The sequence below is a fragment of the Kineococcus gynurae genome, from assembly GCF_042433995.1.
Classification (GTDB): domain Bacteria; phylum Actinomycetota; class Actinomycetes; order Actinomycetales; family Kineococcaceae; genus Kineococcus; species Kineococcus gynurae.
In genome coordinates, this window is record NZ_JBHLUI010000010.1 from 60,067 (window position 1) to 76,479 (window position 16,413).

Below are 16,413 nucleotides of genomic sequence, written 5' to 3' on the forward strand. Positions count from 1 at the left end.
GTTTTTTCAACCTTGTTTTGAGTCGCCATGACGAACGTTTCTGGAGGAACGCACGAGTCGCGGTGAGCCCGAAGCGGCATCATGGCCCCATGAGCCTTTCTGACATGGTCGGTCTGGGAGCTTCCGCCGCTGGCGTGTTCGGTGCGCTGTACGGGCTGTCCCACTGGCTCCGCACGAGATACATGTCAACGCTGGGCAGTCGTCGCGCGGAGAGCGCCCTCCTGCGAAAGCTGGCATGTGGGATGACGGTGCAACGAGCGGAAACGCTGCTAGGACCACCCATGTTCCGTCGTCCTGTTGAGGGAGTGACGGGCGCGCTCGAACATCTCTATCGCTTAGAACATTGCTGGCTGCAGTTGATTGTTGATGGATCGGCGGAGGTGTCGCGCATCGCGATAACCAGCATGGATCGAAAGTTCCGAATTGATATGACCAACTTGACCCTCGGTATGCTGCGGTTCACTCTCGGGGAGGTCAGCTTCTTTCAGATTAATCAGGAACCGACCGGTGTCTGGGTTGATATTGGGGCGAGGCGATTCCGGTATGCCGAGAGCTATTATTTCGGTAATCCTGGCGGCTACCAGCAGTACCTTCTCTGTTATAACGACACGTCCGATATTGGGCACGCTGAGCCGTCGATTCTCACGAGTCATGGCGTCCTTGGACACGCTAGCGGTCTTTTGGCTGCACTCGAAGTAGGTTCCTCTCAGTTCTTCGATCTTTCGAGCGCGCCAGTACGGACGTTCCGGAGCACAGCTCGCCCAAACACGTTAGTCATCGTTCGTTGGGATAGAGATAACCTCATTGATAAACCACCCTTTGGTCCAGACCTAGATCACGTACGGGTTCTGCATTCTTGAGGTAGGGGGTAGCTGTCACTTCCTCGGCGACGGCAGCTGTCCTCGCGAGTGATCGCAATCCAGATCGTGCGACAGAACTAGATTGAGTCGAAGATTCGATCCATCACCACGGCACCAGATTGCACTACAGGGCGAATCTGCTTTCTGTAGACCAGTTCAGTAACCGCAGTGCTGCTGTGTCCAACCAAGCGTGAAATCTCCTCCAGCGGTACGCCGCTATCGGAGAGCAATGACACAAAGCTGTGCCGCAGCTCTCGTGGCGTCCACTCGACGGGGTCGACGCCCTCGGCGGTGGCGATGGCGTGGCGAAAGTCCCGGCGGACGTGCGCAGGGTCGAGCGGGGTTCCGACCTTAGACGTGAAAACGAGGCCGGTTTCGACCCAGCGCGATCCAGCGTTGCGCTGGTCTTGTTCCTGTTGGGCCCGCTGAGCGTGCAGGGCCTCGACGCACCGCTGAGGGAGAGCGAGGGTGCGTCGAGACTTGCGGGTCTTCGTGTCACCGCCAGCGCGGACGGAGCGCCAAACCGCGACGTGGGCGGGGACCGGTGGCAGGATGTCAGGACGGCCGGTGAGGTCGACGTGGTCCCAGCGAAGAGCGCGCAGCTCCTCGGTGCGCGCTCCGGTCAGCATCGACAGCACGACGTAGCCCCGGAGCCGGGTCGACTCCACCGCTCGCAGTACGGCGTCGGCCTGCGCCATGGTGAGCGCTTTCGATGGCCGACCGGCCTTGCCCTGCGGGACGCTGCACAGCGCGACGACGTTGCGCTTCACCTTGTCCCGGGCCATCGCCCTCTTGACCGAACGGTTCAGGACCGAGTGGATGCCCTGCAACGTGCGGGTGCTGAGCGTCTGTGCCTTGCGGGCCAGCCAGCGGTCCACGTCCTCTGCGCTGAGGTCGCGGAGACGACGGGCCCCCATGTCCGGGAGGACGTGGGTCCGGGCGAGGATGCGGTTCGTCGTGACGGTCGTCTCCGAACGCCCGTGCAGGCCGTAGGCGAGCCAGTCCTCGACGGCATGGGCCACGGTGTAGTCGTTCGGGGCGATGGCCAAGCCGTCGTCCTGGTCACGCAGCACCTCCTTGAGCTTGGTGCGGGCTTCGGTCTTCGTCTTGCCGCTGCCGCGCTTGACGATCCGTTTACCGGCGGGGGTGAAGCCCAGGCTGACGCTGGCTATCCACCGCTGCCGCTGTTCGTCCCAGTGCAGACCGCCTTCACCGCGACCACGACGGGTAGGCATCAGGCGGCGTCCTCGAGGGACGCGATGTACTCGACCAGCGCCTCGTACGGGATGAGCCGGGTGCGCCCCTCGTGGACCGAGCGCAGACGGCCGGAGCGCAGGAGTTCGAAGATGACGCTGCGGCTCAGGCTCAGAGCGTCGGCGGCATCCTGCACGCGGTACAGGAGACGGGTCGGCGCGGTGCGCTGCTCGTGGTTCATCGTGAATCCTTTGCGAGGTCGTAGCGGTAGGGGTCAGAGCAGGGAGGCGCGACGGGCGCGGGCACGATCGTCGGACCACTCGCGGGCTTGTGCGGCGGCGGTAGCGGCGAGGGCGGCGTCCCCCGCGCTCAGCCAACCGATGCCGTCCAGTGACCAGGAGCTGACGACGAACGTCGTCTCCTCGGCGTCAGGCGCATCGACGTCCACTGTCGGGTTCGTGCGCCCCGTCAGGCGGTCACGCAACTGCTGGACCGACCACCGTTTCCGCGCCGAGCGCAATCGGCCCAGGGTGGTGGAGTAGCGGCGGGATTTGGTCGAGAAGTGCCCGCGGAACCCGAGCATCGCTCCCCACTTCGCCAGCGGCAGGTACTGCGGCCCACCGGTCCGGGCGAGGTACTGCACCTCGGCGAGCAGACGGCAGACGTGCTCCACAACGCCCATCCGCCGCGCAGCGTCGGCATCACGCAGGCCAGGCGGGAGGCCGAAGTCGTCGCAGGCTTTCGTGGCGTACTTCGCGATGTAGGCCGCGACGGTCTCGGGGTGCAGGCCGTCGTCGGGGTGGTCTGCGCGGCCGGCCTCGCGAGTTGCTGCGGTGGTGACGGCGCGGGCATCGACCTGCGTCCCGAACCGCGTCCGGCGCAGTCCCCCACGAGCTTCTGTCACGGGGGCGTCGAACCACACCCGTGCGGCGGCGACGTGGACCAGCTCGCACAACTGCTGCGCGCTCACCCCAACCAGTGGGGGAGGGAACTCCATTGAGTCCGTGGGGGGCCCGTCGAGGCGGACGAGTGCGTGAAAGTGGACGACGCCGCGACGCTGGAACTCCGCGACCTTCGCGAACGAAACCCGCACCAGCGAGTGTGCTGCCGTCTGCGTCAGGCCCAGGTGCGCAGCCAGCGCCCGGCGCAGCGCGATGGTGAACCGCCGCCACAGCTCCGGGGACCACCACTGCCACACCACGTGCCCGGTGTAGTCGTAGCACTCCGGGCACAGCGGCTGCCCCAGACGGCGATCCCCTTCGGCGTGCACGATGCGGCAGCCAATCGGGTTTCCGTGCTCACAGACGGCGGACGTCGACCGGGGACGGCACATGCTCGGACGACCACCGTTGCGGCGCAGACCGTGTACCGCGCCGAAGGAGGGGGCGGTGAGGGTCGCGAACACCAGTGGGTGTGTGGCCACCGACTCCGGAACCCCCTTCATCCCGCCCGCAGCTCCTGCGGCGAGTAGGTGCCACATGTCGCCCTTGTACTCGTGGGAGCACGACGGGCAGACGCTGGCGCGGCGGTTACCGCAGCGGGTGTACAGCACCCCGTCCGGCTCGTTCGCGGAGTCGTAGGTCGACAGCACTTCGCCCGTGGCACGATCGACGGTGGTGGCCTGGCCCCGCAGTCGGATGGGGCGGGCGCAGTGCCCGCAGTTCGCGGCCTGTTCGGCCCATCGGTCGAAGGTGGGAGACAGTAGCCGTCGTCCGACTTCGGCTTCCGCGTTCGGAGACAGGCTGTTCATGCCGCACCCTCCTCACCACAGGTGTTTGCGTCATCGTGGGCGTCGTTGTCGACGACCGAGAACACAGGCCGGGATTCCGGCGGCCTGCTGGGCGCGTAAGCGCAGGCGAGTTCCCCGATGGCCTGATCGTTGTAGTAGGCGGCACGGACCCGGACCGGTTCGCGGACACCGTCGACCTTCACGTAGGCGACGCCGGGGGAGGTATCGGGGATCTGGTGGCACAACGCCCCGGACTCCCGCGCCCCCTCCCCGAGGACCATGTCGACCTGGGACTTCTCGTCCAGACGCATTGCGACCTTCGTCGGGAACAGGTTCCTCAGACCCAGCACTTCCTTGCGGGGGTCCTGCAACGCCGCGACCAGGACGACACCGGGTGCCCGTCCCTGAGTGGCGATCGCCGCCAGCGCCTTCTCCGCACGGTCACGGAGTTTCCGGTCCGGGGTGTAGGCGGTGAGGAGAGCGACCTCGTCGACCAGCACCACCAGCAGCGGTTCCCGGGTACTCGGTTCGTGACGGCGGGAGGTGCCTGCCATACGGGCGGCCCGTTCGGTCATGAGGACCGCGGCGTCTTCGAGCAGCTGCACACCGTCCTCGACGGTGGTCGCGAACCGGGTGAACAGCGCCCGGCCCGGCTGCAGTTCCATCCCGGCCTTGCCGTCCACGGCCCACACCTGCACCAGTCCGTCACGGATGCCCCCGGCGATGCCGCCGAGCAGCGACCAGACCACCGAGCCCTTCCCTGCGCCGGTGACTCCGACGATGAGGACGTGGGTGGCGGCCAGGCGGAGCAGCCACGGTTGCCCGTCTTCCCGCAGACCCACCGGGACGGCAGCAGCGTGGAGGACATCAGGGATGGGTAGCGGGGTGACGACCTGGGCGAGGGGGTCGCCGTACAGCCAGGTGACGAGGGCGGTGCGGGGACCGGTCTTGCGGACCCGACACGACCACGCTCCGCACGCCGCACCCAGGGTCTCCGCCGCCGACGCGAGATCGTCGACGGTCTGCCCGGCCACGACGTGCACCCGCCCGGTCAGGACCAGGTGCTCCCGAGAGGCCCACCGCAGCCGCGACAGCCCCGGCGTCCACGACTGCCGCTGCCCCCCGGAGCGACGGTCAGTGACGGCCAGCGCCAGGCCGACCCGTTCGCACAGTCCCGGCCAGTTGCGGCGGATCGCCCGCCGCTTGCGGCGCCGCCACGCGGGCTGAGCCACCAAACGGTCGAACGACCCCGGCCACGCGAGCCGCCACACCACCAGCGCCACCACGAGGATCGCGACGACGATGCCGAGCACGAGGAGGTGGTCGCTCGTGTACGCCCACCAGGCCGCCACCAGGACGGCCGTGACGAGCGGGAAGTGCCACGCGAGCTGGACGGCCGTCTTGACCATCCACCAGACCAGGGACAACAGCGAGACGATTAGCTCGGCGATCCAGTCGTCAGAGGTGGCGGTGCTCTGCTGGGACGGCTGGTGGGTCACGACACCCTGCGGTCGGCCACCCATCACGCCACCTCCGGCGTGCGCAGCCGGGCACGGCTTGCAGGGTGGCGGGACACCGAGCGCAGCCGGGCGGCCTGTTCCGCCGCGACGGTGGCCATGTAGCGGCACTCTGCTGCTTCCTGGGGATCGATCGGCCCGTAGTGCTCGGCGAGCCGTCCGAACAGCTCGGCTTTGCGTTCGATCCATGCCGCCCGCTCCCGCAACGGGGTCTGCGAGCCGGGGCGGGAGCGCAACAACGCCCCGAGCTGCGCGGTGATGCTGTTCCGCTCGCTCCGCTCTGCCTGGAGCTGGTCGCCGCGCATCAGGCAGCCCGCCCGGTCTCGGTCTTCGGGTCCGCCTTCGCAGCGGTCTTGCCGGGCGCGGACATACCCGTCGCCTTCAACGACCACGCCAGCCGGGGACGGGCGCGATTCGTGTCCACGTACGGAGTGGCGGTCAGCCCGTCGAAGACGACGGGACGGAAGGGCAAGCCTGGGAGGGTGGCCGGGGGAACGGGCTGGTGCGCAGCCATGACCTTGACCACGACCTCGGCCTGTCCGCGGCGGGCTTCGGGGTCGGCGTCGACTACGCGGACCGCCCAGAGTCGTTCGCCGGTGTTCTTGTCGCGGGACTGGAAGTCGACCTCCCCGGCCTGCTTGCGGTCGAAGTCCTGGACCTGCTCGACCTCGCCCACCACGTACGCGCCGTGCGGGAACACCAAGTCCTGCCCCAACGGGATAGCACCCTGAATCGCCATGTCGTCCTCCTGAGTCGTTCATCGGAGGAGGCGTCTGCCTCCCACAACGACCCTCAGGCCGTCCTCGGAGGACAACCCGGAAAAATCTTCCGGGATCCTTGTCGGAGGTCTGTGGCACGGTGATCACGTGCGCGGATACGACGAGGCGTTGACGGTCGGCGAGCGAGTCGCTTGGTACCGACGCCGCCGAGGCTTGTCGCAGGAGGTCTTGGCTGGCCTGGTGGACCGGACGGCCGACTGGCTGAGCAAGGTCGAGAACGGGCGCATCCAGCTCGATCGGCTGTCGGTCATCCACCAGCTCGCGCAGACGCTCGATGTATCCCTCGGCGACCTGATCGGTGACCCGCAGCTCATGGACTGGTCGGCCGACACCCAGCGCCGCACCATCCCGGCTCTGCGCGAGGTTCTGTTCGACTACTCCCAGCTTCTACCGACCCGGGGCTACGACAGCGACGTCGACCCCGATGTGGGGGCTTTGACGTCCCAGGTAGCCGATCTGTGGAGCGCCTACCAGGGGTCTCGGTTCGGCTACGTGACGACCCAGTTGCCAGCGGTCTTGAGACAGGGCCAGGTGGCTTCGGACATGTCGCATGGTCGAGACCGCAACACCGTCACGGGGCAGCTGGCTTTGGCCTACCAGGTCGCCGCGGCAACCCTGACGAAGGTCGGGGAATCCGAGCTGTCCTTCATCTGCGCAGACCGTGGGGTCCGGCTTGCCGAGGAGTCCGAAGACCTGACGGTAGTCGATTCTCTCTTGCGGTCGGTTGCGCACGCGCTGCTGGCCAACGCCAGGTACGACGAGGCCGTCCGCGTCGTCGACAGCGGGTTGATGCGTCTGCAGCCCACCGCGGGCCAGGCAACGCCATCACGCCTGTCCATGCTCGGCAGCCTCCTGCTTGTGGCTGCGATGGCCGCAGCCCGTGCCGATGACCCGGCCGAGGCGCGGGGCCGACTGAAGCAGGCCGAGCACCACGCGCGGCGCCTCGGCGCCGATGCGAATCACCTGTGGAGCGCGTTCGGTCCGACCAACGTCGCCATCCACCGCGTCTCGATCGCGATGGAGGTCGGGGACGTCCAAGTCGCCGCTGACCTGGGCCCGCGTGTCAACACCGCCGCGATGCCTGTGGAACGTCGCGTCCGGCACGCGCTCGAAGTCGCCCGAGCCTTCACCTCGCTGAACCAGGCCGACGAGGGCCTGCGCATGCTGCTGACGGCGGAGCAGGACGCACCGGAACAGGTGCGGCATCACTTCCTGACACGCCAGCTCGTGACGACGTGGATGCGCACTGGTCGGTCTCAGCCGAGCCCGGAGCTACGCCGCCTGGCCGAGCGCCTGCACGTCGCCTGATCGGCAACGCCTAGGGTCGGGGTCCGTGAGCACCGACACCGCACCGCCCATGGCCACTCCGCGCGTTGCCGCTGGCGTGCTGTACCGCAACGCGGCGGGCCACGTCCTGTTGGTCAAGCCGACCTACAAGGACGGCTGGGACATCCCTGGCGGCTACGTGGAGCCAGGAGAAAGCCCCCTCGCCGCTGCGCGCCGTGAGGTCGTCGAAGAGCTGGGGACTGAGCTGCCCATCGCTGGACTGTTGCTTGTCGACTGGGCACCTGCACCCAAAGAGGGTGACAAGATGCTCTTCGTCTTCGACGGTGGGCAGCTCACAGATGAGCAGTACGCCACCGTCACCCCCGACGGCGACGAGATCGGTACGACCGCGTTCCACGACCCAGCCGCCATCGATGATCTGATGCCCGACCGTCTCGTCCGTCGCGTCCGGACCGCCCTAGACGCTCCCCCGGGGCGCAGCGAGCACTACGCCGAACACGGCACCCGCGCGCTGGCCTGATTCGGGCGCCCGGCGCAAGGCCCACTGGCATCCGCGCCCTGCTGTGAGAACTTTCTTTACTCCGTCAAGCCGGTGGGCTCCGCCCACCGGCGGGTGGACCGCGGCGCGTCTCCCCCCCTGCGCGCGGCCTAGCGGCCGTGCTCGTGCAGCTCGCACACCGCGGCCCAGCCGCGGCAATGCGTCACCGGCAGCACGGGAGACGTTGGTGCGGTGGAGTGGTACCAGGGGGCTCCCGCCCCCTGGACCCCCAGTTGCGCTGCACAGATGCGCGGGGGACTGGGCCCATGGCTAGGTTGGTTACCGCGCATCTCCGCACCGCTCTGTATGCGAACAGCGGCGTGCCACTACGAAGCTGATCAGGGCGCTACTCAAACGTTCGTCCTAGCAGCCATCGGGTGAGAGGCTGCTCAGTGTTCGACGAGTCAATGACCCCTCCTAGGGAGGACGCGTAACGAGCCGCTGCATAGTCAAGACGTCGGCCGTCTCTGTGGCCTAGGTTGCAGCTGTGAACATCGACAAGGCACTACGATTCGGTTTCTTGCCCAGTGAGATGCCGACTTCATTCTCGTCAGCTCCTCTTGCGGCGGCCGCTCCAGGGTTGACGCCTCTGACTCTTCCGGCCAAATGGACTGCGCCTGTTCGATTTGGATTAGCTCGCGCGGGTGGATTGCGTAGGCCAATGGAAATACCGAACCCGTTGGCGCAAATCAGTCTTGTCGAGTTGTGCTCGGCGCACTGGGGAACTCTTCAAAAGGTAACCGCAAGAAGCTCGATCTCTTTAACTAGGCCGGTGAAAAAACCCGCCAGGCGTTCGCTTGCACGCATTTGTGAGGTCGAGAACAAGGCACAGGTTGCCGTATCGCGCATGCCAGGCGGTTCCGTGACTCTCAGAACGGACATCAGCCAATTCTACGGGTCGATCTACACCCATGCAGTGGACTGGGCGGTTAGGGGGAAGGCTGCCGCAAAGCGAGCGATGCGAGCCCATACCCTCGGAGTGTTCCTCGACAGTCGGCTTAGGGAATCTCGCGAGGGTCAAACCATTGGTTTATCCATTGGCCCGGACACCTCATGGCTAGTGAGTGAAGTTCTGCTTGCACGGGTCGACGAGGCATTGTGTCGCGAGCACCCCACCATGGCAGCCCGCGCCTTTCGTTACATTGACGATATGACCTTTTATGCAAGCTCGGCTGGGGAAGCTTATGACGTTCTTGCCACATATGAACGCCTTTTAGGAGAGTATGAGCTGAGCCTAAACGCGGAGAAGGTATCAGTTACAGACGGGCTAGAACCGGTCGAATCTCCATGGGTCGGCCCGCTTCGTCAGGCTCGATTTCGTGATGATCGCGACTCAAACCAGAGTCAAGATCTAATAGATTTATCTTCCTTAGCGCTCGAGTGGGCTAGGCGTCATCCTACTGAGGGTGTTTTGAGCTACGCAGTCAAACGCTGCAACCCCTTTCCTGCAGGGAAGAAGAGTTGGCCAATTTATCGTGATTTCGTCATTGCAGCCGTTGGTCAGGACGGTAGCGTCTTGAGGAATGCTTATGAAGTACTAACTTTCGCGCGTGCACACGGACTTCCCGTGGACAATGACAGGCTAGTGGAAGTTCTCAACGCTTTATGCGCCACACATGCACGCCTCAACCACGGCTTTGAAGTATCCTGGATTCTCACGCTTTTGCGGGACCTGGAACTTCCTGTCGATCTTGATGCTGCTATAGAGGTATCAAAGATGGAGGACAATACATCGTTAGTACTGCTTTATGATGCGATGAAATCAGATGCTAAGTTATTCAGGTCGGTCAATCTCGATTCGGCGGTACGTCGAGCTGAGCGCAAGGGCGCGCTGTCTACTAGCGATTGGCTGCTCGCCTATGAGTACAGGGCATCAAAGGCATGCCGCCCCAATAAGTGGGATGACATCATTCAATGGAAAGACCTGAATGACGCCAAAGTTCGTTTCCTAGTTCCGAAGAGCAAGAGTAGGGCTGCGTCTAAACTCAAGCGCCGTAGGCCCTTGTTCCTTTCTGCTTGGGGCTACTGATGGGACATTGCATTGGCTTATGGGCTAGTGATACGTCGCAGCACTTGGTGATCGACCTAGTTAGGCGCTGTCGCATGCTTCTTCTGTGTGAGTGTCTTCATGCGTGAAGAGTGCGACAGCCAGCAGTGCCGTTGCGTGCCTAACTGCGTGACAACCGGCCCGAACGTCGTCAGCCCAGGGTGGACTGACCCGGAGCCTGCAAGCACATTGGCGACCAGAGGCTCAACCGCAGCGAAGCTTCGGGACGAAGAGGCCGCAGGTTCAAATCCTGTCACCCCGACCAGCAAGACCGCGCGCCAGAGGCCCGGAACCGCGAAAGTGGTTCCAGCCCTCTCGCGTCGTATTTGGCGGCGTGGTCTGTAGCTCAGATGGGACCGCGGGCAGTGATGCTGCGAGGCCCACGGTGCGCCTAACTTCCCTCATCTTGACGCAGGTGGTCACCCGCGGAGTCGGTGGCGAGGCATACACGGATGTTGACGAGAGACTTCCGCCTTGCGATTATTGCGCCGTGACCGAGGAGAGCGGCAAGACCTTCATCTCACATGCCAGCGAGGATAAGCCCTTCGTCAAAAACCTGGCAGACACGCTGATTCGGTATGGCATTGAGACTTGGTATGACGATTACGAGATCGATCTAGGGGACAGTATTCGGGGCAGAATCAATGAGGGGCTGTCCGCCAGCAAATATGGGGTGGTAGTTCTGTCGCACAACTTCTTTAACAAAAAGTGGCCTAAAGCGGAGTTGGCCAGCCTTGCTGGCATATTGGAGGAAGGTCGACTGCTGCCCGTATTCCATGATATTTCTGTGGACGAGGTCGGCCAGTATGACGCCCTTCTTCGAGACATCAAGGGAGTCAAGGCCGAAGGGAATGCGCGACGTGTCGCGGCGGCTGTGGCAAAAAAAGTGCTGGGGAAGAACGCAGTCAGTAAGGGTGGCCCGGCCATTTACCGAAATGCGACCATCAGCATCTCACGTTTGCCACTCTCCGAAGATCAATGTCTTCAGGACATGTTGTTCGAAGATTGCGTGCTGCAAGGGTTGGCGGTCCTGACACTCCACGAAGACTGCAAGTTTGAGCAGGTCACCTTCAATGGCCCAGAAGTTTTCTTGGCTGTTCCTCGTGGGACGGCTCTTGTTGGGACATACGGCGTTCGGCGAGTCTCCTTTCGTAGGGTGCGTTTCAAGGATATCGGTTTCACCGTCACGCCTGAAGAGTACCAAGCCGCCATGCGCAGCATGGGGCGTGCCCCCCTAAACTTCCAATTCCCTCCCCACCTTCAGTAGACCCTCGTCAATTGCCTCCGCCATAAGCTGCCCAGGCCCGAGGAACAGCGACAGCGTCGCCTCGGTACTAGTTGAGCCCGCTGAGATTCGAACTGCCGGCACGCGTTATATTTGGGCCTCCCGCGACGGTTGATTAATCCTTGTCGGGGACCGAGTTGCATGTCGGCCATGAAACAACGCTTACGCCGGTGACCTCGCGCCAGGGTCCGTCATGGCCGGGCAGGTGCGGGTTGCGGATGCACTCAGCCTTGAACAATGAGTTGGACGCCTCGGCATCGCGTTGTCCTTGGAGTCGCCAGTCGACCCGACCAAGGCCACCGCACTCTCCAAGGCTAGACGTTCGCTGTAGCGCACCGCGACGTACGGCATGCCTTGTCGGAGTGGTGCATCAACAACTCCGCGCCCTCGCGGAAAGGGATTCAGAACGCCATCTGCAGCGCGTCCAGGGCCAGTTCCGTGCGTAGGTGGGTCGCGGCGACCTGCCAGCCCACGATCCGGCGGGTGCAGACGTCCTGCACAAACGCGGCGTAGACCCGACCCCCTTCGGGCGCGGCGATCGTGGTGCTCAAGCTGGGGGCGCTCCCCGTACGCCCTGCTCGATCGAGACCGTCCGCGCACCCCGCGGGACGGGTCGGTTCCGGCCCCATGAGGTACAACGAGGCGTGGTCCACCTGAGCGAAGGCAGCAACTCACCCCTCTCCGGTCCCCGCGTCACGGTGACCGTCGGCGGGCCGGCCGACGTGACCGCCCTCGTCGTGAGCGCGGACGGGAGGGTGGCCTCCGACGCCGACATGGTGTTTTTCAACCAGCCGAGCGCGCCGGGGGTTTCCCTGTCCGGCAGCGCCCTCGCGCTCGACCTGGACGGGGTGCGGGCCGGTGCGGAGAAGATCGTCGTGGCGGCCAGTCCCGCGACCGAGGGGGTGACGCTGGCCGGTGCCGGTGCCGGCGTCGACGTCACCGTCGGGCACGCGGGGGAGGAGGTGCGGTTCTCCCCGAGCCGGCTCAGCAGCCAAACCGTGGCCGTTCTCGTCGAGATCTACCGTCGCGGCACGGACTGGAAGGTGCGGGCCGTCGGGCAGGGGTACGACAACGGGCTGGCCGGGCTCGCCACCGACTTCGGGGTGGACGTCGACGATCCTGGACCGGTCGCCGAGCCGGCGGCCCCGGCACTGGACCTGGCCAAGAAACCGCTCGGCAAGATCGAACTGACCAAGAAGGGGTCCGCGGTCATCCCCCTGGACTTCAGCAAGCGGGACCAAGCCGTCGCGACCGTCTTCCGGGTGGACCTGGACTGGGACGGCGGTTCGGACAAGCGCCGGGCCCGCGGAGCCGACCTCGACCTCTACGCGTTGTGGGCCGACCGGTCGGGGCGGACCGGCGCGGTCTACTACCGCGACCTCGGTTCGCTCACCGCCCCGCCCTTCGTGCGGTTGCAGGGGGACTCGACCACGCCGGGCCGGGAGACCGTCGAGATCACCCGCCCCGACCACCTCGCCCACGTCCTCATCTGCGCCTACTCGGCGGTCGAGAACGGCGCGGGGTCGTTCAAGAGCTACGGGGCGCGCGCGGTGGTCGATGACGGTTCCGGCTCCCAGGTCACCGTCCCGTTGTTCGACGACTCGGAGAAGTACTGGGTCGCCATCGCCAAACTGTCGTTCGGCGACGACGGGGTGCGGGTCGAGCAGGTGGAGGACTACGGGAAGCGGACCACCGAGCACCGGCCCGAGCTGCACTCCGACGGGAGTTTCACGATGGGGGCCGGGCCGGTGGAGTTCAAGCGCTCCTGACGGCCCGATCAGGCCGGGCAGGGTGGGCCCGGCTGCCAGTAACGCAACTGCTCGATGACGACCTGGCCGTCACCGGCCGGTCGGGTCACGATCGCGGCCACGACCTCGCCGCCGTCGTCGCGTACCTCGGTCGAGCCCGGGTGGGCCAGAAGTGCGGCGGCAGCCTGACGCATTGCCTCGTCTCGGACGAGGACGTCGGCCACCTCCGGGTCGGTGAGGTCCCGCGGCGTCCCGTCGGGGGCGACGGTGTCGGGCGCGGTCGTGCTGACCTCGCGCAACCAGGACTCGGCATCGGCGCGCGGTCCTCCGTCCAGGACGGCGACCTGGAGGCAGCCAGCCGGACGCGGCGGAGGGTTCCGAACCACGGGCGGGAGCGTCGGACCAGCGGTGCAGCCGGGCAGCACGAGAAGGGACAGTGCGATCACCACCCATGGGCCGCCACCGAAGCGACCCGGCCGGAGTTCTCGTGGCATGGGTCTCGGACGCGCGGAACCGCTCGCCGGTTCCGCGGCTCCTCAGACCCGGGCGCGCTGGTCCCAGCGCCCGTCCCGGACCCGGTCGAGTTCCCCGGCGGACGCCTCCAGGACCCGCCGGTCCTGCTCGGTGCTGGTGGGCAGCACGGTGTCGAGGACCTGCTGCCGTCGGCCGCGCAACTGCTCCAGGAGTTCCTCGTCGTCGGGGCGGGTCCAAGCCAGCCTGGTGAGCAGGACCAGGAGTTCCCGCGCAATGGCTGGGTCGGCGCTGGCGTAGCGCAGGACGTGACCGACCGCGGCGTCCAACAACGCGGTCAGGTCGGGGCGGCGCAGGACGACGCGCGTCACATCGTCGTCGCCGTGCAGGAGCGCGTCCCCCGGCCCGGAGCGGAGGAGTTCGCAGAGCAGGGCGCTGACGTGGCCGATGCCGTGGATCGCGGTGGTCGGGTCATTCGTGCCCGGGGAGAGGGCGCGCAGCACGACGTCGAGGATCTGGCGCAGGGCGAAGGTCGGGTCCTGCGACCCCACCCGCTCGGCCCCGACGCGGATCGTGCGGGCGACCGCCTCGACCAGTCCCGGGTCGGCGGCCGTGAGGGGCCGGCCGTCGCGGTGGTAGAGACGGGCGGCCGGGGCGCCCTGCAGCACAGCGGCTCCCGGGGACGCGGTGACGTCGACGAGCAGGTCGTGCTCGTCGGCCAGCCGCAGCAACCGGCGTTCGTCGACCACCGTGACGAAACCGGTGAGCCGGGACGGGACCGGCGAGCCGGTTCCGTCGAGAACCGGCACGAGATCCGCGTCGGCGGCGGGGGCGACGCGGGTCAGGGTGGCGCTGCCCTCCTCGTGAACGGCCTGCAGGACCGGCTCGACGCGGATCTGCTTGGTGAGGTGGGCCAGGAACCCGATGAGGGCGACCACGCAGCCCACGGCCAGGATCACGCTCAGCGTGACTGCCACCCGGGGGACGAACTGCTCGCCACCGGTCACCCAGTCGGGCGCGTCGGACCGGTCGCGCACGGTCCGCAGCACGATGAGCGAGTAGGTGAACGTCCCGAGGAACAGCGCGAGGGTGGCCTGGACGACGCCGTCGCCGGTGAACGTGCGCAGCAGACGCGGGGAGAACTGGTTGCTGGCCAACTGCAACGTGACCACGGTCAGCGAGAAGGTCAGGGACGTCACCGTCATCACCGCCCCCGCCACCGCCCCGAGGACGTCACGCGCGGCCGAGGAACCTCCCCCGAAGACCACCCCGGTCATCCACCCCGGCAGCTGCTGGTCGATCGCGGCGTCCAGCAACGGGAGCGCGACGCCCAGGACCACGGCAAGGACGACCGCGGACAGCGGCACCGGCCACAACCGGCTGCGGATCGCGTCGTGCAGGGCCGCCGAGACCCGGTCCAGGGTGGAGGCGGGGGGGGCGGGAGGGGGTCGGCACACCGGGAAGTCTGCCGGTCGACGGGCGGGAGGCGAGGCGAGACGGCGGGCGCCACCGCGTCGGGGTCTCGCTCCCACGGGAACCGCGTTCGGCACAGGGGGACCTCGCTCTGGATGAACGAGACCAAGGTCCCCCTGTGCGACAGCCCGCTCCGGCACAGGGGGACCTTGGTCCCGATGAATGAGCACAGGGTCCCCCTGTGCCGCTGAGGACGGGGCGGGGGCGGGGGTCTCTAGCGCGTGATCGTCCGGACGGCGCCGATGACGGCGTCGACGGCCACGCCGAACACGATGTGCGACCCGCCCTCCCAGACCCACCAGGCCTGGGGGAGGTCCCTGACTGGCGCCTGGACCCCCATGGCCGGCAGCGTCGTGGCGTGGAAGGCGGTGAACAGCGCGGTGCCGCCGAGCGCCCCACTGAAGAGCCGGGCGGCGGGGATGCGGCGCGACACCAGCGAGTACACGACCGGGTAGCCGTAGCCCAGGGCCCGGTGGAACCACACCGCCCCGGCCTCGACCTGCTCAGGAGTCATCGCCTCGGGGTTGCGGCCGGTGAGCTCCACGACCCGCTTCCACAGGATCGAGGGGGGCATCCGTTCCCCGTGCCCGGCCGGGTCGGCGCCGAGCAGTTCCTTCTGGCCGGGTTCGGGCGGGAGCACCCGTTCGCCCCAGGTCTGCAGGGCCGACTCGGCCTTCGCCTTGGCCTGGAGCCCCACCCAGCCCGCGAGCAGTCCCGTCGCCACGTCGATCACGAACCTCGTCCTCGTCACCGCCCCTGGTTACCGCAGCGGCGGGCGCGGTGCACCCCGGGGCCGATCATCGGACGTCACGGGAGAGCAACCGCTCACGCCACCGGACCCACCACGGGCGTCGCGGTTCGACGGGCACCAGACGGTGCGCGCCGATGAGGGCCTCCACCTCGCGGCGCTCCTGGGGTGCGAGCACGACCCTCAGGTCACCGGCGTCGCTGAGGTGGAGGACCTCGGCGCCGCCGGCGTCGAGCGCCTGGGCGTCGTAGGCGTAGGGGGCCACGAGCAGGAACGCCTCCCACAGACCGGGGTAGCGGACGAGGTCCACATCGGCGTAGCGGTAGTCGTGGGGCCGGCGTCGGGGTCGGCGTGCCGCCGCAACCGCGCGGCGGCGGACGCGACCTCGACCGGCCACTCGCCCGGTTCCGCCGCGGGGAGGTCGGTCGAGACGGTGGTGATCCGGGCGGCCAGGAAGGTCAGGATCCGTCGGTCGAGATCCACCCGGTCCTCGGGGGACAGGTCCGTGTCGTCCACCCAGAAGGCCTCCCCTCCCGCATCGCTCACCCCGGAAGTGTGGCGCGGTCGGCCTGCGTCGAGATGCGTCGCCGTCATCGCTCCGGTGGAGAGTCTCTGTGACGGGTGGGGCAGCGGTCACGAAATTCCTTGATCACGGGAGAGTTGGGGGGTGTCTCGCGAGGATGGGTAGGCGTCGCGAGGGGGAAGGGGAGGGGAGCGGGAGTGGCAGAGTGGGAGGA

General features: G+C 66.8%; 17 protein-coding genes. 6 read left to right on the forward strand and 11 right to left on the reverse strand.

Going from position 1 to position 16,413, the window contains the following annotated elements:
- Positions 1-89 precede the first annotated feature (89 nt).
- On the forward strand, positions 90-860 hold the full coding sequence (locus tag ACFFKU_RS13925) for an ETEC_3214 domain-containing protein (protein WP_380138824.1): 771 nt from the start codon (positions 90-92) through the stop codon (positions 858-860).
- A gap of 77 nt (positions 861-937) precedes the next feature.
- On the opposite strand, the gene ACFFKU_RS13930 is transcribed toward ACFFKU_RS13925, so the two are convergent.
- Genes ACFFKU_RS13930 through ACFFKU_RS13955 form a run of 6 tightly spaced genes read right to left on the reverse strand, consistent with a single transcriptional unit; the run spans position 938 to position 6,039 of the window.
- Complete coding sequence (locus ACFFKU_RS13930) at positions 938-2,095, reverse strand: site-specific integrase (RefSeq protein WP_380138825.1); 1,158 nt, start codon at positions 2,093-2,095, stop codon at positions 938-940.
- Positions 2,095-2,295, reverse strand: a complete 201-nt coding sequence (locus ACFFKU_RS13935; protein ID WP_328294390.1) for a helix-turn-helix domain-containing protein — start codon at positions 2,293-2,295, stop codon at positions 2,095-2,097. Before ACFFKU_RS13935 ends, ACFFKU_RS13930 begins: the two co-directional genes overlap by 1 nt.
- Before the next feature lie 33 nt (positions 2,296-2,328).
- Positions 2,329-3,804, reverse strand: a complete 1,476-nt coding sequence (locus tag ACFFKU_RS13940; RefSeq protein ID WP_380138828.1) for a replication initiator — start codon at positions 3,802-3,804, stop codon at positions 2,329-2,331.
- Complete coding sequence (locus tag ACFFKU_RS13945) at positions 3,801-5,306, reverse strand: cell division protein FtsK (protein ID WP_380138829.1); 1,506 nt, start codon at positions 5,304-5,306, stop codon at positions 3,801-3,803. The genes ACFFKU_RS13940 and ACFFKU_RS13945 overlap by 4 nt, the downstream gene beginning before the upstream one ends.
- Positions 5,306-5,605 carry a hypothetical protein gene (locus ACFFKU_RS13950; protein WP_380138831.1) on the reverse strand — a complete coding sequence of 100 codons (300 nt, stop codon included), beginning with the start codon at positions 5,603-5,605 and terminating at the stop codon, positions 5,306-5,308. Before ACFFKU_RS13950 ends, ACFFKU_RS13945 begins: the two co-directional genes overlap by 1 nt.
- On the reverse strand, positions 5,605-6,039 hold the full coding sequence (locus tag ACFFKU_RS13955; protein ID WP_380138832.1) for a plasmid replication, integration and excision activator: 435 nt from the start codon (positions 6,037-6,039) through the stop codon (positions 5,605-5,607). Before ACFFKU_RS13955 ends, ACFFKU_RS13950 begins: the two co-directional genes overlap by 1 nt.
- 127 nt (positions 6,040-6,166) lie before the next feature.
- Between ACFFKU_RS13955 and ACFFKU_RS13960 the strand changes: the two genes are divergently transcribed.
- The 4 genes from ACFFKU_RS13960 to ACFFKU_RS13975 all read left to right on the forward strand — a co-directional run bounded on the left by ACFFKU_RS13960 (position 6,167) and on the right by ACFFKU_RS13975 (position 11,218).
- A complete protein-coding gene (locus ACFFKU_RS13960; protein WP_380138834.1) occupies positions 6,167-7,387 on the forward strand; it encodes a helix-turn-helix domain-containing protein in 1,221 nt (406 codons plus the stop codon).
- 25 nt (positions 7,388-7,412) lie between these two features.
- The gene (locus ACFFKU_RS13965) at positions 7,413-7,886 is read left to right on the forward strand and encodes an NUDIX domain-containing protein (protein WP_380138836.1); all 474 of its coding nucleotides are present in this window, start codon (positions 7,413-7,415) and stop codon (positions 7,884-7,886) included.
- A gap of 505 nt (positions 7,887-8,391) precedes the next feature.
- On the forward strand, positions 8,392-9,933 hold the full coding sequence (locus ACFFKU_RS13970) for an RNA-directed DNA polymerase (RefSeq protein WP_380138838.1): 1,542 nt from the start codon (positions 8,392-8,394) through the stop codon (positions 9,931-9,933).
- A 508-nt stretch (positions 9,934-10,441) separates the two neighbouring features.
- Entirely contained in the window at positions 10,442-11,218 is a 777-nt protein-coding gene (locus tag ACFFKU_RS13975) for a toll/interleukin-1 receptor domain-containing protein (protein ID WP_380138840.1), read from the forward strand.
- Positions 11,219-11,637: 419 nt separating this feature from the next.
- Here the strand turns inward: ACFFKU_RS13975 and ACFFKU_RS13980 are convergent, their stop codons facing one another.
- Positions 11,638-11,787 carry a hypothetical protein gene (locus tag ACFFKU_RS13980; RefSeq protein ID WP_380138842.1) on the reverse strand — a complete coding sequence of 50 codons (150 nt, stop codon included), beginning with the start codon at positions 11,785-11,787 and terminating at the stop codon, positions 11,638-11,640.
- A 93-nt stretch (positions 11,788-11,880) separates the two neighbouring features.
- Between ACFFKU_RS13980 and ACFFKU_RS13985 the strand changes: the two genes are divergently transcribed.
- Positions 11,881-13,005, forward strand: a complete 1,125-nt coding sequence (locus ACFFKU_RS13985) for a TerD family protein (protein ID WP_380138844.1) — start codon at positions 11,881-11,883, stop codon at positions 13,003-13,005.
- A gap of 8 nt (positions 13,006-13,013) precedes the next feature.
- On the opposite strand, the gene ACFFKU_RS13990 is transcribed toward ACFFKU_RS13985, so the two are convergent.
- From ACFFKU_RS13990 to ACFFKU_RS14005, 4 genes are all read right to left on the reverse strand, one after another.
- The gene (locus ACFFKU_RS13990; protein ID WP_380138846.1) at positions 13,014-13,370 is read right to left on the reverse strand and encodes a hypothetical protein; all 357 of its coding nucleotides are present in this window, start codon (positions 13,368-13,370) and stop codon (positions 13,014-13,016) included.
- 150 nt (positions 13,371-13,520) lie between these two features.
- Positions 13,521-14,912 (reverse strand): DUF2254 domain-containing protein, encoded by a 1,392-nt coding sequence (locus tag ACFFKU_RS13995; protein WP_380138848.1) that lies wholly within the window; start codon positions 14,910-14,912, stop codon positions 13,521-13,523.
- A 230-nt stretch (positions 14,913-15,142) separates the two neighbouring features.
- Positions 15,143-15,679 (reverse strand): DUF1440 domain-containing protein, encoded by a 537-nt coding sequence (locus ACFFKU_RS14000; RefSeq protein WP_380138850.1) that lies wholly within the window; start codon positions 15,677-15,679, stop codon positions 15,143-15,145.
- Positions 15,680-15,725: 46 nt separating this feature from the next.
- Complete coding sequence (locus tag ACFFKU_RS14005; protein ID WP_380138852.1) at positions 15,726-15,986, reverse strand: hypothetical protein; 261 nt, start codon at positions 15,984-15,986, stop codon at positions 15,726-15,728.
- Between the last annotated feature and the right edge of the window lie 427 nt (positions 15,987-16,413).